This is a genomic window from Brevibacterium sp. S111 (genome assembly GCF_004745075.1).
GTDB lineage: Bacteria > Actinomycetota > Actinomycetes > Actinomycetales > Brevibacteriaceae > Brevibacterium.
Map to the genome: position 1 here is coordinate 1 of NZ_RHFH01000022.1, position 19,124 is coordinate 19,124.

Consider the following 19,124-nt stretch of genomic DNA (forward strand, 5'->3'; position numbering starts at 1 on the left):
GCCTTCGAACCTCGGTGACAACACCCCCCGGATCATGACGACTGGGGGCATGAATCATGCCGAGGTCCTCAGGCCAGCGACCCCTTCTATCCTGACGGATGTTGAGGCTACTTAAAAGGTAACGGGGGCGACAGCCTGGGGCCGGGATCCCAGATCAGAGTCCGAGGCGCGTGAGGACCCGTTTGACGTGGTCAAGCGCCTCGTCCTGTGAGAGACCGAAGTTCTGATTGAAGTACATGCCGTCGCCGATGAGTTGGATCGTCATCGCCAGGTCCGCATCGCCGAGGTGGTTGTTGAGCGCGTCGAACCACGCTTCCCGGGTTCTGCGCAGAGCCGCCTTCGCGCCCTCGTTTTCCAAGGCCAGGCACCCGGCCGCGATGAGGCTGCGGTCGAGGGGAGTGCCGACCTCTGCCGAGGTCTCGAGGTAGTAGTAATGGAGGCGCTCGCCGGCGGCCTTCATGTCTTCGACGTCCTCGGCGACGAGGCGGTCGAGTCTCTCGAGACTGCCTTTGATGAGCTCGGCCTTCGACCCGAAATGATAGAGCAGCCCGCCCTTGGAGACTTCGGCCTTCGCGGCCACCGCGTCGAGAGTCGCGCCCGAAGTGCCGAATTCGTCGAGCAGGGTCTCGAAGGCGTCGAGCAGCCTCTCCTTCGTTGCGGTCGGATTGCGTGCCATGACTATGAGCCTAGTCGATGGCGCGGTCGGGTGAATCGGTGCACCGGTTCGGCGAATACAGCCTGTGCACTTCCCGAGCATCTCGCTCCTAGCGCCGCCAACACTTCCCAACTGTACCGTCCAGACGGTACAGTTGGGTGAATGACGACGACGCTGATTCCACAGCTGCGCGCCGGCCGGCGCGAATGGGCCGGCCTGGCTGTGCTCATGATCCCCGTGCTGCTCATCTCCATCGACAACACGGTGCTCGGATTCGCCATCCCGGCCATCAGCGTCGGCCTGCATCCGACGGGAGTCCAACTGCTGTGGATCGTCGACATCTACGCCCTCATGCTCGCCGGACTGCTCGTGGCGATGGGCAGCCTCGGTGATCGGCTCGGTCGGCGTCGACTGCTCATCATCGGCGCGGCCGGCTTCGGGGCGGCGTCTCTGCTCGCGGCGTTCTCCACCTCGGCGGAGATGCTCATCCTCGCTCGTGCGCTGCTCGGAGTCTTCGGGGCCACCCTCATGCCCTCGACGCTTTCGCTCATCCGCAACATCTTCGCCCACGAGCGTGACCGGCGGGTGGCCATCGCCACCTGGGCGGCGATGTTCTCCGGTGGCGCGGCACTCGGCCCGATCCTCGGCGGAATCCTCATCGAACACTTCCACTGGGGGTCGATCTTCTTCATCAACATTCCGCTCATCGCCGTCTTCATCCCGGCGGCTCTGTGGCTGCTGCCCGAATCGCGGGACCCGAATCCCGGCCGCATCGACCCGGCCTCGATCCTCCTGTCGATGCTCGCGCTGGCTCCCTTGGTCTTCGCCCTCAAACACGCGATGACCGCAGGCGCTGACATCCTCTTCTGGCTCACCCTCTCGGTGGCCATCGTCGCGGGAGCAAGTTTCGCACTGCGCCAGCTCGCACTGCCGACTCCGATGCTCGATGTTCGACTGTTCGCGAACTCGGTCTTCACCTCCGCGGTGGCCTCGAATCTGCTGAGCGTCATGGGCCTGGCCGGATTCCTCTACTTCGGCACCCAGCTGCTCCAGCTCGTCCTCGGCCTCACCCCGGTCGAAGCCGCGCTCGTCCTCATCCCCGGGCTCGTGACCTCGATCGTCTCCGGCTACCTCGTCGTGCCGATCGTCACCCGCCTCGCCCCGCGCGTAGTCGTTCCCGCCGCACTGCTGCTCAACGCCGTGGGCATGGGCATCGTCGCGTTCACCGGCGAGCACACCGTGACCGGAATGCTGGTCGCGTTCCTCATCCTCGGCATCGGGCTCGGCGCGGCCGAGGTGGTCACCAACGACCTCATCCTCGCCGCGGTCCCGGCGAACAAGGCCGGGGCCGCCTCGGCGATATCGGAGACCGCCTACGAACTCGGTTCAGTCATGGGCACGACCGTCCTCGGCGGGCTCTCGACCTTCGTCTTCGGGTCGGCCTTGGCTTCGGAGATCGGTGCGAAAGCGGGCCAACCGCAATTCGACACCTTGGGTTCGGCTCTCGAATACACCGCCGAAACGGGAGGCGCGACCGCCCACCGCATCGCCGAGGCGGCCCTGTCCTCGTTCGAGACAGGAGTGCAGTGGGCCGCCGGTGCGGCCGTCGTCCTCGTCCTCATCGCCGCGGTGCTCACGAGCTTCGGACTGCGAGGTGCCGGACGGCTCCTGCCTGGAGCCGACGCCGAGGCAAACGACGAGGCGACCGCCCCGTAATGGGTCGGCCGCCTGGTCGCTGCGGGGAATGCGGCGAAGCCGCGGAGACGATCAGCGCACCGCATCCTTCGCGGAGGAGAGCATCTCCTGCGTCGTCTGCTTCTGGCGCCTGCGGGCAAGCACACGGCCGATGCCGGTGTAGAGCAGGGCGGCGATGAGCACGAGGTAGATGACGATCGTGATCGGTGAGGACACGAGCGTCGATGCCTCACCGCCGGAGGCCAGCAGCGCATCGCGCAGGTTCGACTCGGCCAGGGGACCGAGGACCATGCCGATCATCAGCGGTGCCAACGGCACTCCGTAGCGTTTGAGCACGAAGCTGATGATGCCGATGCCCAGGAGGACGAGCAGCTCGAACGTCGACGCCGAGGTCGCGTAGATGCCCAGACCGCAGAACACCGCGATGCCGCCGTAGAGGTAGGGATCCGGGATCTTCAGCAGCTTCGCCCACAGCGGAGCGAAGGGCAGGTTGATGATGAGGAGGACGATCATCGCCACGAAGAAGCTCGCGAGCAGACCCCACACGAGTTCGGGGGAGCGGTCGAAGAGCAGCGGACCGGGCTGGATGCCGTACTGACGGAATGCGGCGAGCATGATCGCCGCGGTCGCGGAGATCGGCAGCCCCAACGCGAGCAGCGCACCCATGGCGATGCCCGTCGTCGCCGAACCGGCCGCCTCGGGGCCGGCGAGACCGCGGATCGCTCCCTTGCCGAACTGCGGGTCGGCCCGCCGGGCATCGAGCTTGCGCTCGAGCCCGTACGCCATGAACGTCGGCACATCGGCACCGCCGACGGGGATGACGCCGAAGGGCAGACCGATCGCCGTGCCGCGCAGCCATGCCGGCAGTGCCTCACCGAACTCCTTGCGGGAGAGGAAGGGCCGACCCGAGGAGTTGACCGTGTTGTCCTTGGCCTGACGTCGGATGCGCGAGGCGATGAAGAACACCTCGCCGAGGGCGAGCACACCCACGGTCACCGTGACCAGGGAGACGCCGTCGAAGAGCTCGGGCACTCCGAAGGTGAAGCGTTCCGTGCCCGAGACCGAGTCGATGCCGATGACGGTGAAGCCGATGCCCAGCACGAGCGCAGTGAGCCCCTTGAGCACCGAATCGGCGACCACCGAGGAGGTGGCGACGAAGGCGAAGAGTGCGAGGGCGAAGAACTCGGCGGGACCGAAGCTCGTCGACAGATCCGCCAATGCCGGGGCGACGAAGACGACGAGGAAGCAGGAGATGAACCCGCCGATGAACGCACCGATCGCGGCGGTGGCCAGAGCCTGTGGGGCCCGCCCGGCCTTGGCCATCTTGTGGCCTTCGAAGGTCGAGGCGATCGCCGAAGCCTGCCCCGGAGTGTTCATGAGGATGGCCATCGTGGAGTCGCCGAAGAGCCCACCGAAGTAGACGCCGGCGAACATGATGAAGGCGCCGGTGGGATCGAGTGCGAAGGTCATCGGCAGCAGCAGCGCCACCGCCATCGACGATCCGAGGCCCGGCAGCACGCCGACGGCGGTGCCGAGGAAGCAGCCGACGAGGACCCACAGCAGGTTCATCGGAGTCAGAGCATGTGTGAAGCCCTCGAAGAGGGACATGAGAGCGTCCATATCAGAAGCCACCTCCCAGGATTCCCGAAGGAAGGTTGAGCCCCAGCATCACCGCGAAGGCGATGTAGACCAAGGATGAGAACGTCAGCGCCACAGTGAGGTCGAACAAGGGCTTCTTCGAGCCCATCGACCTCGCCACGCACCAGAACAGAAGCGCGGCGGCGATGATCCACCCGGCGAACTCGAGGATCAGCGCGAAGGCGGCGAAACCGCCGGCGCCCCAGGCCAGGGATACGAAGTCGCTGTGCGTGCGGTGCTTCGTATCGGCCGCCCGAGCTGCGGCCAGAGCCTTGCGGTCGCCTGCCGGTTCGTCCTCTTCGTGAGGGGACAGGCGCGATGCCGAGACCGCCGCGGTGACCGGGGTCGAGAACGCGGTGTCCTCCTCGACTTCGGTCGGCACCTCGTCGTCGACGTCGACCGGTTCCGGATTGCGCATATAGGCGATGACCAGCAGGATCGTCAGTGCATATCCGACGATCATGATGATCATCGGGAAGAACTGCGGCCCCGGTTTGTCCGCATCCTCGGCGACGTCCATCGTGAGGATGCCGACGAGGAGATAAGTCGAGAAGGCTCCCATGATGAGCGGAACGATCAGTCCCGATCGTCCCTGCCACCAGGTTCCCGCGCCGAGGCGGTTCGTCCGTTCCGTGTCCGTTGCTGTCTGTGCGCTCACAGTCCCAACTCCTTCAGCAGCTTCTCTACCCGGGAGCTGTCTTCCTTGATGAATTCGGTGAACTCATCACCGGTCAGCCACACGTCGGTCCACTTGTTCCGATCGAGGGCGTCCTTCCAGGCCGCGCTGTCGCGGGTCTTCTGCAGCACCCCGAGCAGCTGGGAGGATTCGGCGCCGGTGATTCCGGGCGCCCCGAGCCAGCCGCGCCAGTTCGTCAGCGTCACTTCGTAGCCCTGTTCGGACATGGTCGGCACATCGTCGAAGCCCTTGATCCGCTCCGGAGCGGCGACACCGATGGCTTTGACGCGTCCGGCTTCGATCTGGTCGGAGACTTCGTTGAAGCCGCAGGACGCGAAGTCGGTGGTGCCCGAGAGCAGCGTCTGGATCGCCTCACCGCCGCCGGACTTCGGAATGTAGGTGATGTCGGAGGCGGGGATTCCGCCGAGCAGTGCGAGCTGAGCGATCGTAAGATGGTCGACGGAACCGGCCGAGCCGCCCGTCCACACGAATCCCTTCGGGTCCTTCTTCCACGCACCGACGACATCGTCGATCGTGTTGTGCGGGGAGTCGGCTGCGGCGATGAGGACGTCATAGTCCTCGGCCACGCGGGCCAGCAGAGTGGTGTCAGCGAAGCCGACGGGCGATGCGTTCAGTGCGATGCCGCCGACCATGGCCGTGCCGGTGGCCAGGATCGTATCCGCCTGACCGTGCATGGTCGAGAACTTGCCGAGACCGATGGTGCCGCCGGCTCCGGGAATGTTGACGACCTGCGCGTTGTTCGCCAGCGCCTCGACGCGCATGGCCTGCTGAGTCTCCCGGGCGAACCCGTCCCAGCCGCCACCCGCCCCGGCCGGAGCGATGAGGGTGAGGTTCGATGACAGATCGCCCTGGGCCGAGGCGGCCTTGAACGAGTAGGTCGTCGCCGTGCCGATCGCCGCCAAGGCGATCGCCCCATAGGCGAAGCGACCGAACATTCGTCGTGAAGGATGGGAGGATTCGGCAGTCGAATCCTCGGGAGGTGGCGCCTGTGGCACGGACTTCTCCTTTGAAGGCAGGTGTGATGTGAGACTCACCTTAAGGTGGTGCGCTGACGCGGCGCCTGCTTATGCTCACTCTGCGCGTTCTGCTCATTGAGCGCGTTAAGCGCATTCTGCTCGCCCGGGGGCCTGCGAGGGCCGCGCGAAGGTGCCGCCGAGCACGCCTCGGTCGACGAGTCTGCCACTAGGGTGGACTCATGAGCGAAACTTCCGGTGCAGCAGCCCCCGAATCATCCGAAACTCCGACGGCCTCGTCCGTGTCTTCCAAGTCCGAGTCCTCGAAGCCCGCGAGCCCGACGCTGGCAAGCCCGACCTCGGCCCCGGTGGCGAAGAAGGTGCCCCTCGAGCGCACCCACCACGGGCATACCTTCGTCGATGACTTCGAATGGATGCGGGAGAAGGACTCGCCCGAGGTCATCGCGCACCTCGAGGCGGAGAATGCCTGGACCGCGGCGCAGACCGCTCATCTCGAAGGACTGCAGGAATCGATCTTCACCGAGATCAAGACCCGCATCAAGGAAACCGACATGTCCGTGCCCAACCGGCGCGGCGCCTACTGGTACTTCTCCCGCACCCGGGCCGGACTCGACTACGGCATCAGCGTCCGCGTCCCGATCTCCGGACCCGAGGACTGGACCCCGCCGACGGTCGGCGAGGACGAGCTGCCCGGTGAAGAGGTCGTCTTCGACTCGAACCTCGCCGCCGAGGGGCAGGAGTTCTTCTCACTCGGATCCTTCTCGCTCTCCGACGACGGACGGTGGCTGCTCTACGGCGTCGACACCACCGGAGACGAACGCTATACCTTGCGACTGCGGGATCTGGAGACCGGTGACGAACTCGATGACGTCATCGAAGGCACCTTCGCAGGAGCCTCGCTCGATCCCAGCGGCCGCTTCGTCTTCTACACCACGGTCGACGACGCCTGGCGGCCGGAGAAGGTGTGGCGCCACCGCGTCGGCACCGCAGCGGGGGCAGACACCTGCATCTTCGAAGAACCCGATGAACGCTACTTCGTCGGCTCCGGGTTCTCCCGTTCGGGCACGATGATGTTCGTCGTCACCGGGTCGAAGACGACCACCGGCTACTGGAGCATCAGCGCCGACGACCTCGAAGCCGAACCGCAGGAAGTCTGGCCGCGCGTCGAAGGCGTCGAATACCACGTCGAACACGCTGTCATCGGCGGTGAGGACCGGTTCCTCATCACCCACAACCGCAACCGCGACGACTTCGAACTCGTCGACGTCCCCGCCTCCGACCCGACGGCGGACCCGCGCCCCGTCCTCGCCGACATCGACGGCATGCGCATCGAAGACGTCGACGCCTTCGCCGACTTCATCGTCCTCAGCTACCGCCGTGGCGGCTTCGCCCGCGTCGGCACCATCGCGCTCACCCTGGACGCCGCCTCGCCCTATGGGGCACTGCAGGAGCTGCCCTTCGGTCGAGAGACCGGAACCCTGATGCTCTCGGCCAACCCCGAGTTCGCCCAGACCGCCATCCGGCTGCTCTTCACCTCCATGTCGACTCCGTCTGTGCTCTACTCCCACAGCATCGCGGACGGCACTGACACGGTTCTCAAACGGCAGCCCGTGCTCGGCTCCGTCGAACTCGACAAGTATGACGAGACCCTGCTGTGGGCTCGCGCCGAGGACGGCACCGAGGTGCCGATCTCGGTGGTCTACCGCACGGACCTGCAGCGCTTCGCCGATCAGGGCACGGCCGCCTCGGCGCCGGAAGAGCCGTCACCGCTCGTCCTCTACGGGTACGGCTCCTACGAAGCGAGCATGGACCCGTATTTCTCGGTCTCACGGCTGTCTCTGCTCGACCGCGGGGTCGTCTTCGCCATCGCCCACGTCCGCGGCGGCGGAGAGATGGGCCGACACTGGTACGACCAGGGCAAGACCACCGCGAAGAAGAACACCTTCACGGACTTCATCGCCGCCGCGAACCACCTCGTCGAGGAGGGATGGACACGACCGGACCGGCTCGTGGCCACCGGCGGATCGGCCGGCGGACTGCTCATGGGCGCGGTCGCGAACATGGCTCCCGAACTCTTCGCCGGAATCAGTGCGCACGTGCCCTTCGTCGACGCTCTGACCTCGATCCTCATGCCCGAACTGCCGCTGACCGTCATCGAATGGGAGGAATGGGGCGATCCGCTGCACGATGAGGACGTCTACGACTACATGCGCTCCTATTCCCCCTATGAGAACGTCACCGAGGCCGCGTACCCGAAGATCCTCGCCGTGACCTCGCTCAACGACACCCGGGTCCTCTACGTCGAACCCGCGAAATGGGTCGCCCGGCTCCGCGAAGTCGGGGCGAACGCCCTGCTCAAGACGGAAATGGTCGCCGGCCACGGAGGCGCCTCCGGCCGCTACGACGCCTGGAAGGAGACCGCGTTCGACTTCGCCTGGATCCTCGATGTCCTGGGACGAACGGATGTCGAGATCGAGCCCTGACGGGACGTCTGTCGCCGGAGATAACGATACTGGGACGATTGTCTCCAAAAGCCGCAATCGGCACCCGGTGTCAGTGCCGGGCAATAGAGTGGATATCATCACATTCGACGTGATGTGCGTCATGGTCTCAGAACGGTCTGAGGCCAGGTGACACATCATTCATCTGCATCGCCCTGCCCTCTCGCGTGCGAGGGGAGGCGGTGCCGAATGCAGAATTCGTGACGGATCCGCACCGGCGGACCGAAATTCCGAAAGGGAGAAGAATGCGTCTCAGGAAATTGGCCACAGCGATTGTGGCGGTCGGTTCGATTCTTGCGGTTTCGGCCTGCTCCGGCGGAGAGGGCGGTGACGGCGGGGGCAAGGACGACTCGTTCGCCATCGGTGTCTCGCAGCTCGTGCAGCACCCGGCGCTCGACGCCGCCACCGAAGGCTTCAAGAAGTCCTTCGAAGATGCCGGCGTCGACGTGGACTGGGATGTGCAGAACGCCCAGGGCGAACAGGCCAACGCGACCTCGATCGCCCAGACCTTCGCCAACGACGACCTCGACCTCGTGCTCGCCGTCGCCACCCCGGCCGCCCAAGCCGCGGCCCAGGCGATCACCGACAAGCCCGTGCTCTTCACCGCCGTCACCGACGCCGAGGAAGCCGGGCTCGTCGACTCCAGCGACAAGCCCGGCGGCAACGTCACCGGCACCTCCGACCTCAACCCGGTCGAAGAGCAGCTCAAGCTCGTCAAGGACGTCAAGCCCGATGCGAAGACCGTCGGCATCGTCTACAGCTCCGGTGAGGTCAACTCGCAGGTGCAGGTCGACCTGGCGAAGGAGGCCGCGAAGGGCCTTGATGTGAAGATCAAGGAAGCGACGATCGCGAACTCGAGCGAACTCGCCCAGGCCGTGGAGTCACTCGGCAAGGTCGACGCCTACTACGTGCCCACCGACAACAACGTCGTCTCGGCCGTGTCGACCATGGTTCAGGCGGCAGAGAAGAACAAGGCTCTGCTCGTCGGCTCCGAAGCCGGCCAGGTCGAATCCGGGGCAGCGATCACCCGCGGCATCGACTACACGAAGCTCGGCGAACAGACCGGCGAAATGGCTCTCAAGATCCTCCAGGACGGAAAGAAGCCTGCCGAGATGCCGGTCGAGACCAGCTCGAACCTCGAGCTCGTCGTCAACCCGAAGGCCGCCAAGGCCCAGGGCGTTGAAATTCCGCAGAAGCTCATCGACGAAGCCGACAACGTCATCGACTGACCCTCGTCGGCCACACCTCGTGACCCGGTGCGCGGAGTCCTGAACTCCTCAGCCTGAGGTCACCGGCGCCGAGGGTGCCGGCAGCACTGCCGGCCCCCTCGGCGCCACCACGAACCACACACCAGAAATGAACGGAAACCCATGTTCGGAGCATTGGAGCTCGGGCTCATCTACGGCGCGATGGCGCTCGGGGTCTATCTGACCTTCAAGGTCCTCAACTTCCCCGACCTCACCGTCGACGGAAGCTTCACCACGGGCGGCGCCACCGCAGCCTCCCTCATCATCGCCGGGGTCGACCCCTTCCTGGCCACCGCCGCCGCGATCGGTGCCGGACTCATCGCCGGATACATCACCGGTCTGCTCCACACCAAGGGCGGCATCGATGGACTGCTCGCCGGCATCCTCACGATGATCGGACTGTGGTCGATCAACCTGCGGATCATGGGCAAAGCGAACCTGCCGCTGCTGCGAGAGGACACCGTGTTCACCCCGCTGCGGGAGAACATGCTGTTGGGCACCTGGGTGTCGATCGCGATCCTGCTCGCCTTCGCCCTCATCCTCAAGTTCGCCATCGACTGGTTCCTCACCACCGATCTCGGCCTGGCCATCCAGGCCACCGGCAACAACAAGGAGATGATCCGCAGCCTCGGTGTGAACACCGACAATTCGACGATGCTCACCCTCGCCCTGTCGAACGGGTTCGTCGCGCTCTGCGGTGCCCTCGTCGCCCAGTACCAGGGCTTCTCCGACATCAGCATGGGCATCGGCCTCATCCTCGTCGGACTGGCGTCGGTCATCCTCGGCCAGGCCGTGTTCGGCAACCGCAACATCTTCATGGCCAGCCTCGGCGCACTGCTCGGCTCCGTGTTCTACCGGCTCATCATCTTCCTCGCCCTGCGCGCCGGGCTCGATACGAACGACATGAAGCTGACCACTGCGCTCCTCGTCGTCATCGCACTGCTGCTGCCCAGGTGGGGCTTCCTCAAGCGGATCCCGTCGCTGCGCGGCCGCGGCAACCGTGCGGCCACCTCGGTGCCGCAGGGCACGACCGACATCAAGGACCCGGCCGAGATCGCTGACATCCCTGCCGGGGCAAGCAGTGCACGCGCCGGGAAGGAAGGCTGAGTGGCATGCTCAAGATCAACACCATCTCGAAGACCTTCTTCGCCGGAACCGTCAACGAGCGCAAGGCGCTGCAGGGGCTTTCGCTCGAACTCGCCGAGTCCGACTTCGTCACCGTCATCGGCTCCAACGGTGCGGGCAAGTCGACACTGCTCAACACGATCTCCGGACGTCTGCCCATCGACTCCGGATCGATCACGATCGACGACGCCGAGGTGTCTCGGAAACGTGAACACAAGCGCGCGAAGTACCTGGGCCGGGTGTTCCAGGATCCCATGGCGGGCACAGCACCGGACCTCACGATCGAACAGAACCTGTCCCTGGCGCTCAAGCGCGGACAGTCACGTGGGCTGGGTCGGGGCACCACCTCGGCGCGGCGGGAGCACTTCAAGGACGAGTTGGCGACGCTCGAGCTCGGCCTCGAGAACCGACTGAAGACGAAGGTCGGGCTGCTGTCCGGCGGACAGCGGCAGGCGCTGAGTCTGCTCATGGCCGGATTCACTCAGCCGCGGATCCTGCTGCTCGACGAGCACACGGCGGCGCTCGACCCACAGCGCGCAGCGCTGGTGACGGCGCTGACGAAGAAGATTGTCGAAGCTGACGGGCTGACCACGCTCATGGTCACCCACAACATGGAGCAGGCGATCGCGTTGGGCAACCGGCTGATCATGATGCACGAAGGTCGCATCATCTACCAGGCCACGGCCGAGGAGAAGAAGGACCTGACGGTTGAGACTCTGCTCGGGGAGTTCTCGAAGCTCAAGGGAGCGACCCTGGGGGACCGGGCGCTGCTCAACTGAGTCGCAGGACCAATCCGCTGAACTCGCGGAGTGGCCGCATCGGCGAGCAGCTGGGCCGGTGAAGGCCAGGGCTGGCTGACTTTACCAACCGGTTGGTAAAGTCGCTGTATGGCTGGTGATGCGCGGACACGGATTCTCGAAGCGGCGAAGGCTCTCGCCGAATCGCACGACTCGGTGCAGGGTGTGACCATCTCGCTCGAATCGGTCGCCCACCAGGCAGGGCTGACGAAGCCGGGGCTGATGTACCACTTCCCCTCCAAACAAGCCCTCATGGTGGGAGTGGTCGATCATGCCGCCGAGCATTGGGCGCATATGCTCGCCGGGCAGGCCGGGAAACCGGTTGGGGAGCTGTCGAGCTTCGAGCGGCACCGCGCCTATGTCGCCGTCGCGACCACGGCAGAGGTCTCCCGCGCCGACTACTGGATCTTCTCCGATGCCCTCTACCACCCGACGTTGGCGGAGGCGTGGAGTGGCCACCTCGGGCCGTGGTTCGACACCGTCGGGCTCGACGCGCAGGCGGTGTCACTGCTGACCGCGGCCCGGTTCTGCGCTGACGGGGCATGGATGTCCGAAGCCACCGGAGTCTTCCGGTCGACCGACCTCGCCGCAGTGCGCGAACACGCCCTCGGACTCATCGACATGGCCGAAAGACTCACCGCAGGAAACGGCCGTGCTGCGGCGAACCGCCGTACCGGAGCCGAAGAGCCCGCAGCGGCAGGTGAGTGCTCAGCCGCCGAAGATCGCGCCGTTGCCGATGACGCCGGCACCGACACCGGCACCGCCACCGGCACCGGCACCGGCACCCGGGAGGTGACCGCATGAATATGACTCGTCTGCTCCTCCTCGCCGTCGCCATCCTCGCCGAGGTTGCCGCAACGCTGATGCTGCGCGCCTCCATCGCCGATCCGGTGTGGATCCCCGGCGTCGTCATCCTCTACGCCGCAGCCTTCTTCATCCTCGGCCTCACGCAGCGACTCGGGATGCCGCTGGGCGCCGTCTACGCCACCTGGTCGGCCAGCGGCGTCGCACTCGTTGCGATGCTCGGTGTCGTGTTCTTCGGAGAAGTCCTCAGCTTGGGTGCCGTGATCGGCATCGTCGTCATCATCATCGGTGTCGTCCTTGTCGAGTCGGGAACGCCCGGCGAATCAGAGACCGTGGAGGAGGTGACCGAATGAGTTGGCTCTGGTTGGTCCTGTCGATCCTCAGCGAAGTCGCGGGCACCCTGTGCCTGCGCGCCAGCGGGGGCCTGCAGCGCAGGATCTGGATCATTCCCGTCGCCATCGCCTACGGTGCTGCCTTCTACTTCCTCGGCCGAACACTGGCCGCCGGCATGCACCTCGGGGTCGCCTACGGCCTCTGGGCCGCTTGCGGAGTCGCCCTGGTCTGCCTGCTCTCACGCGTCATCTGGAAGGACCCGCTGACGCGGAAGGCACTTCTCGGCATCGGTTTCATCGCCGTCGGCGTCATGCTCGTCGAAGCAGGCTGAGCTCAGCGGCAAGCATTCCGGGCAGAGTGGCCTTGAGGCTGTGTCCAGCGGCCGTTGCCGTTTCCTTTGGGAAGACTGCAGAAACTGTTATCGTCTGAAGATATGACTCTTTTCGGAAGTGACGACCCACACCGTGGTGGTTCGTCGACTCCGAATCGTGAACGCCCGAGCTGTGGCTTCGCCGATGACTCCTGGGAACCTGCTGCCGTCGGATGGTGGGGCGGAGAGCCCTAAGCACCGTCCGCCGATCCGCGGAGCCCCCTGCTGATCGGCGACAGCCCAGTCGATCTCGAATCCTGAAAATCTCTGACCTGATGAGCCGCCGAGCTCATCGGGCGATAGCGGGTATGTCTGCTGGGCCTGTCGCCGTTCGACGAACAGTTGTCCTGACCGCCGAATGAAAGTGAACCGACACATGGCAGACGATTTCGAAACGAATCCCGACCGGACGGAATCGGACCAATCCACCACGTCCACCCGCCGCCCGCCGCGAGAACGGCTGAAGGCCGACGCGAAGCGCGTCGGTGCTGAAGCGGGACGGGTCAGCCGAGAGACCGGACGAGGCCTCGGCAAGCTCGACTACAGCCGCCCCGACCCTCGCAAGGCCGGTGCCAGCGAGGCGGGCGCCAACTACCCGCACGACACCCACCCCATCCTCGTGCCCGGCATCGCCATCGACGAGCAGCGTCGTCACTACTTCCTCGACAAGATCATCTTCGCGATCGCCGGGTCGCTGACCGTCGCATTCGTCATCTGGGGCATCGCAAGCCCCAGCAGCGTCGCCGGTGTCGCCCAGACGGCCTATGACTGGGCGACTCTGCACGTCGGTTGGCTGTTCAACCTCGTCGCCATCATCGTGCTCGTGTCTCTGCTCATCCTCGCGTTCTCGCCCTACGGCAAGATCCCCTTGGGCAAGGACGGAGAGAAATCCGAGTTCAGCACCTTCTCCTGGGTCGCGATGCTCTTCGCCGCCGGCATCGGCATCGGTGTGCTCTTCTTCGGGCCCTCCGAGCCGCTGACCTACTTCATCGCCCCGCCTCCGCTGACGAACGATCCGGAGACCACCGAAGCGCTTCACGGTGCGATGGCCCAGACCTACTTCCACTGGGGCTTCCACGCCTGGGCGATGTATGCCCTCGTCGGCGGTGCCATCGCCTACGCCGCCTACCGTCGCGGACGCTCCCTGCTGCTGTCCTCGATCTTCGTCACCCTCTTCGGCAAGCGCCAGACCGAGGGCTTCGCCGGCAAGCTCGTCGACATCTTCGCCATCGTCGCCACGCTCTTCGGCACCGCCGCGGCCCTGGGCATCGCGGCCATGCAGATCGGCACCGGAGTCAGCATCGTCTCCGGAGCGGGACCGATGACGAACAATATGCTCGTCATCATCATTCTCGTCCTCACCTGCGGATTCATCATCTCGGCCGTCTCCGGCGTCTCCCGGGGAATCCGCTACCTGTCGTCGATCAACATCGTGCTCACCGTCGGCATCGTCGCTCTGGTCCTGTTCCTCGGACCGACTCTGTTCCTGTTCAACCTGCTGCCGTCGGCGTTCATGGAATACCTCGGCTCGATGTTCGACATGATGGGCCGGTCTCTGTCCTGGGGCGATGAGACTCAGGAATTCCAGTCGCTGTGGACCGTGTACTACTGGGCCTGGTGGATCTCCTGGTCGCCGTTCGTCGGTACCTTCATCGCCCGCATCTCCCGCGGTCGCTCCATCCGTCAGTTCATCCTCGGGACGATCTTCATCCCCTCGACTCTGCTCTTCGTCGCCTACGGCATCATGGGCGGAACCTCGATCTCGATGTACCGTTCCGGAGCCGCGGGCTTCAACGACAGCATGGAAGCCCCCGAGGTGTTCTTCACCCTCATCGACAATCTGCCCTACGTCGAATGGCTGCCGTTCGTCGTCATCGTCGTCCTCGCGATCTTCTTCATCACCTCCGCGGACTCCGCCTCGGTGGTCATGGGCATGCTCACCAGCCGCGGTGATCAGGAGCCGAAGAAGTGGGTCGTCGTGTTCTGGGGTCTGGTCATGTCCGGCATCGCCGTGGTCATGCTCCTCCTCGGCGACGCCAGCGCGCTCGAAGGGCTCCAGCAGCTCGTCATCGTCACGGCCGTGCCGTTTGCGATCGTCATGCTCTTCATCATCGTCGCGTGGTTCAAGGAGCTGCGCACGGACCCGCTGGCTCTGCGCCGGCAGTACGCGCTCAACGCCGTCGACAATGCCGTGGTCGCCGGTGCCGACGCCTATGGCGACGACTTCGCCCTCCAGGTCGTTCCCACCGAACCCGGTGACGGCGCGAACTGCGGCATCGACTCCGAACACGAGGACTACACCGGCTGGTACCAGCGCACGGACGAGAACGGCGATCCGGTCGGCTTCGACTACGAAACCGGGGAATGGGCCGACGGCTGGACCGCCGATACCGAATCCGGTGATCCGGACGGATCCGCGGCAGCCGATGATGACCCCACCGACACCGAGGCTGAGGAACTCGCCGGGTCCGGAGCTGCCTCGGCGACCGATTCCGACTCCACCACCGATCACCGAGAGGACCGCTCATGACCACCCCGAACATCATCGTCATCCAGGCCGATCAGATGGCCGCGCAGGCCTTGGGCGCTTACGGCGATCAGGCCGCGCTGACACCGAACATGGATGCTCTGGCCGCCGATGGGGCGGTTTTCGATCGGGCGTACTGCAATACGCCCCTGTGTGCGCCGTCGCGGGCATCGATGATGACCGGACGGATGCCCTCGGACGTCGACTGCCTCGACAACGGCGATGACTTCGCCGCCTCGGTGCCGACCTTCGCCCACCGGCTGCGCAAGCTCGGCTATCACACGGCGCTCATCGGGCGCATGCATTTCATCGGGCCTGATCAGCACCACGGGTTCGAGCAGCGCCTGACCACCGATGTCTACCCGGCCGATCTCGACATGGTTCCGGACTGGCAGCGGCCGTTGGAGGAGAAGCTCCAGTGGTACCACGAAGCCGAACCCGTGTTCACCGCCGGAGCGGCGAGTGCGAACGTCCAGCAGGACTTCGACGATGAGGTGATCTTCAAGACCCTGCGGCACCTCAACGACCGCAAACGCGCGAATCAGGCGGCCGGATCCGACCAGCCGTTCCTCATGGTCACCTCGTTCATCCACCCGCACGATCCGTACGAACCGCCGAAGGCCAACTGGGACCGATTCGCCGAGGTGGACATCCCGGACCCCGCCCACCCCGAGGTTCCCGATGCGGCCGAGGACCCGCACAGCCACCGGCTGCGCACGATGTGCGGTTTCGACCAGCGCGAGCCCGGCATCGAGGACGTGCGGCGAGCCCGCCGAGCCTACTATGCGGCGGTGAACTACATCGACGACCATGTCGGGGCGATCAGGAAGCGGCTCGAAGAGCTCGACCTGGCGAAGAACACGGTCATCATCGTCACCAGCGACCACGGTGACATGCTGGGGGAGAAGGGACTGTGGTTCAAGATGTCGCCCTACGAGCAGTCCTCCCGGGTGCCGATCATCATCAACGGCCCCGCCGAGGTGGTCACTCCCGGCCGCTACGCCAACCCCGTCAGCCTCGTCGACCTCGCGCCCACTCTGCTCGAGATCGCCCGCACCGGCAGCGATGCGGCCTCTGCGGACGGTGGGGCTGACGCGCCGGCCGGGGCCGCCTCGGCGATCGATGAAGGGCTGGTGGGTACGTCCCTGCTGGAGTCGGCTCGGCGGGAGGCCACGGGAGAACTCGGACCCGAGGACCGGGATGTCGTCGTCGAATACTTCGCCGAAGGCACCTACCGCCCGCAGGTCACGCTTGTGCGCGGAGACTGCAAGCTCACGCTCTGCCCGGGCGATCCGGCTCTGCTCTTCGACCTCGCCGCCGACCCGGATGAGCTGGTCAACCGGGCCGAGGACCCCGCCTATGCGCAGACGCTGCAGGCGATGCGGGAGGAGCTCGAGTCCCGCTACGACCTCGACCACCTCGAGGAGCACGTGCTCGGGAGCCAGTCGAGCCGGCAGCTCGTTGCCGATGCGCTCAAGGTCGGAACGGTGAGGCACTGGGACTTCGACCCGGAACCCAACCACGGCTACGTCCGCGGCGATTTCTGGTCGGCGTTCCGATTCGGAAAGATCCCCGCCGTCGAAAGCTGAGCGACGACAGGCATTGTCACCGGCCGGTGGGCGCATCGCCCACCGGCCGGTGACAATTCATCTTCACTTGGGCGAGTTGTGCCTCACACTCTCAGGATCGAGTGGCATCATCTCAAGCAGGAGGGACGTCATGACGAAGTTCGAGTGGACATCTGAAGTTCCGCTGTCGGCGGAGACGACCTATCTCTGGCACGCCCAGCCGGGAGCGCTGACCCGGCTGTCGCCGCACTGGGCGCAGGAGATCGTCGAGGAGAGCTACCCTCCGATCTCGCCGGGCTCCGTCGCACAGGTGCGAACGAGCGTTCCGGGCAGCTACGGCCTGGTCCGCCGTCCCTTCAGCTCGGTGCACTCGGAGGGGCCGTCGAGGTTCTCCTTCGTCGACGAGCTCAAGAAGGGCCCGCTGAGCCAGTGGAAGCACACCCATGAGTTCACCTCGGTCGCCGGAGGGACGAAGATCGACGATCAGGTCGAGTTCTCCATGGCACCGCAGGGGTTCGACGCCATCGATCGCACTCTCATCCGCAACCTCGAGGCGACATTCGCGGCCCGGCACCGACGCATGCTCATGGACATCTCATTCATGGAGAGCACGAACGCACCCCTGCTGACGCGGAAGAAGGGCAAGCGGATCCTCATCGCCGGCAGCAGCGGGATGATCGGCCGCCAGGTGGCCGCACTGTTCTCCACGGCCGGTCACTTCGTGCGTCTCCTCGTACGGCGGACACCGACGCTGCCCTACGAAGTGCATTGGAATCCGGACCTCGGCATCATCAACCCCCGCGACCTGGCGTGGGCGGATGCGGTCGTCCACCTCGGCGGGAAATCCATCGCCACCCGCTTCACGAAGAGCGCGAAGCAGGAGATCCGGTCCTCACGGATCGATTCGACGCGGCTGCTGGTCGAAACCATGCTCAGCCTGCCCGAGGCCAAGCGTCCGGAGGTCTTCGTCTGCGCCTCGGCGGTCGGATACTACGGATCGGACTCCGACGAACCCGTGGACGAATCGGCTCCGGCCGGCCAGGGATTCCTCGCCGAGGTGTGCCAGGAGTGGGAGTCCGAGGCCGCACGCGTCGAGGAAGCCGGCGTGAGATGGGTGTCGATCCGCACCGGGGTCGTGCTGTCCACCCTCGGCGGGCTGCTGAAGATCCAGGCCCCGCTGTATCTCGCCGGTGCGGGCGGAAAACTGGGCAGCGGCGAACAGGCCCTGGCGTGGATCTCGCTCGATGATGTGGCCCGAGCCTACGTCCACGCTGTTCTCTACGACTATGTGCGGGGGCCGGTCAATGCTGTGGCACCGGACCTCGTCACTCAGGCGGAGTTCGCGGAGGCACTCGCCGCTCATCTCCACCGCCCGGCCCGTGTGCCCACCCCGGGCTTCGTCACCGAGCTGGTCCTCGGTCGCGATGGGGCCAAGGAACTCGCGCTGGCCGATCAGAAGGTGGTGCCCGAACGTCTGCAGGAGACCGGATACCAGTTCGCGCAGCCGACGCTGGCCGACTGCCTCGAGGAGGAGCTCGGAACCGGAGCCTGAGCCGCCGAGAGTCTCAGTCCGACTCGGGCGTCCACTGAGAGGGATGCAGGCTGCGGTAGTTGCGCACGACGGCGGCGATGAGCGCAGCCGCGAGAGAGACGAAGACGAACTGCTGCAGATGAGCGGGCACCGGCAGACCTGCCGCTGCCCAGAGATCCATCCACAGCAGTGCCGTGAAGAAGCCGCTGCACAGGCCGGAGAGGATCCGCAGGAACTCGAGCATCCTGGCATAGACATAGTCCGTGCGTCCTTCGGCGATCCAGAACGACTTGAAGAAGACGAAGGGCATCTGCACAAGAGACAGAGGCAGGGACTCCCATAGCGGCCGGATCATGAAGCCGACCGAGATGAGCAGGGAGACGGGAATGACCGCGGTGAGCACCAGGGCCTTCGACGACCAGGATCCGATGGTTCCGTTCGAGCCGATATGACCGGGGACGGTATTCGGTGCGAAGACGAAGATCGTGGCGAGGAGGACGCAGAGCATCACGGCTGCGAATCCGAACGCTCTGGGGTCGGACTCCGATCGATGATGTGGCGGTGTCATTGTTCGAGCCTATCGAGTCGCGTCGGTGCTGCCCCGGTGGCGTTGCCTGGGTGTGGCCGTTGGGGTCGCCTCGGCGGGTGCCGAATGAGCCGCG

16 protein-coding genes are annotated in these 19,124 nt (G+C 65.5%); 11 read left to right on the top strand and 5 right to left on the bottom strand.

All coding sequences use genetic code 11. The features are described from left to right. Nucleotides 1-154: 154 nt before the first annotated feature. Nucleotides 155-676, bottom strand: a complete 522-nt coding sequence (locus tag EB836_RS16830; RefSeq protein ID WP_135542468.1) for a TetR family transcriptional regulator — start codon at nt 674-676, stop codon at nt 155-157. A gap of 141 nt (nt 677-817) precedes the next feature. Between EB836_RS16830 and EB836_RS16835 the strand changes: the two genes are divergently transcribed. Then, on the top strand, nt 818-2,371 hold the full coding sequence (locus tag EB836_RS16835; protein WP_135542470.1) for an MFS transporter: 1,554 nt from the start codon (nt 818-820) through the stop codon (nt 2,369-2,371). A gap of 51 nt (nt 2,372-2,422) precedes the next feature. Here EB836_RS16835 and EB836_RS16840 read toward each other — a convergent pair whose 3' ends face one another. The 3 genes from EB836_RS16840 to EB836_RS16850 are packed head-to-tail and all read right to left on the bottom strand — an operon-like array spanning nt 2,423 to nt 5,680. After that, nucleotides 2,423-3,970 carry a tripartite tricarboxylate transporter permease gene (locus EB836_RS16840; protein ID WP_135542472.1) on the bottom strand — a complete coding sequence of 516 codons (1,548 nt, stop codon included), beginning with the start codon at nt 3,968-3,970 and terminating at the stop codon, nt 2,423-2,425. A gap of 1 nt (nt 3,971) precedes the next feature. Further along, nucleotides 3,972-4,646, bottom strand: a complete 675-nt coding sequence (locus EB836_RS16845) for a tripartite tricarboxylate transporter TctB family protein (RefSeq protein ID WP_240690115.1) — start codon at nt 4,644-4,646, stop codon at nt 3,972-3,974. Next, the gene (locus EB836_RS16850; protein WP_240690117.1) at nt 4,643-5,680 is read right to left on the bottom strand and encodes a tripartite tricarboxylate transporter substrate-binding protein; all 1,038 of its coding nucleotides are present in this window, start codon (nt 5,678-5,680) and stop codon (nt 4,643-4,645) included. Before EB836_RS16850 ends, EB836_RS16845 begins: the two co-directional genes overlap by 4 nt. Before the next feature lie 200 nt (nt 5,681-5,880). Here EB836_RS16850 and EB836_RS16855 point away from each other — a divergent pair, with 200 nt between their 5' ends. The 10 genes from EB836_RS16855 (at nt 5,881) to EB836_RS16900 (ending at nt 18,483) form a co-directional block, all read left to right on the top strand. After that, a complete protein-coding gene (locus tag EB836_RS16855; protein ID WP_135542474.1) occupies nt 5,881-8,142 on the top strand; it encodes a S9 family peptidase in 2,262 nt (753 codons plus the stop codon). 263 nt (nt 8,143-8,405) lie between these two features. Then, on the top strand, nt 8,406-9,389 hold the full coding sequence (locus tag EB836_RS16860) for an ABC transporter substrate-binding protein (protein WP_135542475.1): 984 nt from the start codon (nt 8,406-8,408) through the stop codon (nt 9,387-9,389). Between the two features lie 141 nt (nt 9,390-9,530). Next, nucleotides 9,531-10,514: an ABC transporter permease gene (locus tag EB836_RS16865; RefSeq protein WP_135542477.1), complete on the top strand. Its 984-nt coding sequence runs from the start codon at nt 9,531-9,533 to the stop codon at nt 10,512-10,514. A 5-nt stretch (nt 10,515-10,519) separates the two neighbouring features. Then, complete coding sequence (locus EB836_RS16870; RefSeq protein ID WP_135542479.1) at nt 10,520-11,311, top strand: ABC transporter ATP-binding protein; 792 nt, start codon at nt 10,520-10,522, stop codon at nt 11,309-11,311. A gap of 108 nt (nt 11,312-11,419) precedes the next feature. Then, a complete protein-coding gene (locus tag EB836_RS16875) occupies nt 11,420-12,133 on the top strand; it encodes a TetR family transcriptional regulator (RefSeq protein WP_135542481.1) in 714 nt (237 codons plus the stop codon). Then, nucleotides 12,130-12,486 carry an SMR family transporter gene (locus EB836_RS16880; RefSeq protein WP_240690119.1) on the top strand — a complete coding sequence of 119 codons (357 nt, stop codon included), beginning with the start codon at nt 12,130-12,132 and terminating at the stop codon, nt 12,484-12,486. The genes EB836_RS16875 and EB836_RS16880 overlap by 4 nt, the downstream gene beginning before the upstream one ends. Beyond that, entirely contained in the window at nt 12,483-12,797 is a 315-nt protein-coding gene (locus EB836_RS16885) for an SMR family transporter (protein WP_135542483.1), read from the top strand. The genes EB836_RS16880 and EB836_RS16885 overlap by 4 nt, the downstream gene beginning before the upstream one ends. Nucleotides 12,798-13,212: 415 nt before the next feature. Beyond that, nucleotides 13,213-15,366 (top strand): BCCT family transporter, encoded by a 2,154-nt coding sequence (locus EB836_RS16890; RefSeq protein WP_205683403.1) that lies wholly within the window; start codon nt 13,213-13,215, stop codon nt 15,364-15,366. After that, on the top strand, nt 15,363-16,952 hold the full coding sequence (betC, locus tag EB836_RS16895; protein WP_135542485.1) for a choline-sulfatase: 1,590 nt from the start codon (nt 15,363-15,365) through the stop codon (nt 16,950-16,952). The genes EB836_RS16890 and betC overlap by 4 nt, the downstream gene beginning before the upstream one ends. Nucleotides 16,953-17,082: 130 nt before the next feature. Beyond that, complete coding sequence (locus tag EB836_RS16900) at nt 17,083-18,483, top strand: TIGR01777 family oxidoreductase (protein ID WP_135542486.1); 1,401 nt, start codon at nt 17,083-17,085, stop codon at nt 18,481-18,483. 13 nt (nt 18,484-18,496) lie between these two features. Here EB836_RS16900 and EB836_RS16905 read toward each other — a convergent pair whose 3' ends face one another. Further along, the gene (locus tag EB836_RS16905) at nt 18,497-19,030 is read right to left on the bottom strand and encodes a hypothetical protein (RefSeq protein WP_135542487.1); all 534 of its coding nucleotides are present in this window, start codon (nt 19,028-19,030) and stop codon (nt 18,497-18,499) included. Nucleotides 19,031-19,124 lie beyond the last annotated feature (94 nt).

Bases quoted from the DNA above. Each gene is read 5' to 3' on its own strand.
- EB836_RS16830 (WP_135542468.1), bottom strand. From the start codon at position 676: ATGGCACGCAATCCGACCGCAACGAAGGAGAGGCTGCTCGACGCCTTC.
- EB836_RS16835 (WP_135542470.1), top strand. From the start codon at position 818: ATGACGACGACGCTGATTCCACAGCTGCGCGCCGGCCGGCGCGAATGG.
- EB836_RS16840 (WP_135542472.1), bottom strand. From the start codon at position 3,970: ATGGACGCTCTCATGTCCCTCTTCGAGGGCTTCACACATGCTCTGACT.
- EB836_RS16855 (WP_135542474.1), top strand. From the start codon at position 5,881: ATGAGCGAAACTTCCGGTGCAGCAGCCCCCGAATCATCCGAAACTCCG.
- EB836_RS16860 (WP_135542475.1), top strand. From the start codon at position 8,406: ATGCGTCTCAGGAAATTGGCCACAGCGATTGTGGCGGTCGGTTCGATT.
- EB836_RS16865 (WP_135542477.1), top strand. From the start codon at position 9,531: ATGTTCGGAGCATTGGAGCTCGGGCTCATCTACGGCGCGATGGCGCTC.
- EB836_RS16870 (WP_135542479.1), top strand. From the start codon at position 10,520: ATGCTCAAGATCAACACCATCTCGAAGACCTTCTTCGCCGGAACCGTC.
- EB836_RS16875 (WP_135542481.1), top strand. From the start codon at position 11,420: ATGGCTGGTGATGCGCGGACACGGATTCTCGAAGCGGCGAAGGCTCTC.
- EB836_RS16880 (WP_240690119.1), top strand. From the start codon at position 12,130: ATGAATATGACTCGTCTGCTCCTCCTCGCCGTCGCCATCCTCGCCGAG.
- EB836_RS16885 (WP_135542483.1), top strand. From the start codon at position 12,483: ATGAGTTGGCTCTGGTTGGTCCTGTCGATCCTCAGCGAAGTCGCGGGC.
- EB836_RS16890 (WP_205683403.1), top strand. From the start codon at position 13,213: ATGGCAGACGATTTCGAAACGAATCCCGACCGGACGGAATCGGACCAA.
- betC (WP_135542485.1), top strand. From the start codon at position 15,363: ATGACCACCCCGAACATCATCGTCATCCAGGCCGATCAGATGGCCGCG.
- EB836_RS16900 (WP_135542486.1), top strand. From the start codon at position 17,083: ATGACGAAGTTCGAGTGGACATCTGAAGTTCCGCTGTCGGCGGAGACG.
- EB836_RS16905 (WP_135542487.1), bottom strand. From the start codon at position 19,030: ATGACACCGCCACATCATCGATCGGAGTCCGACCCCAGAGCGTTCGGA.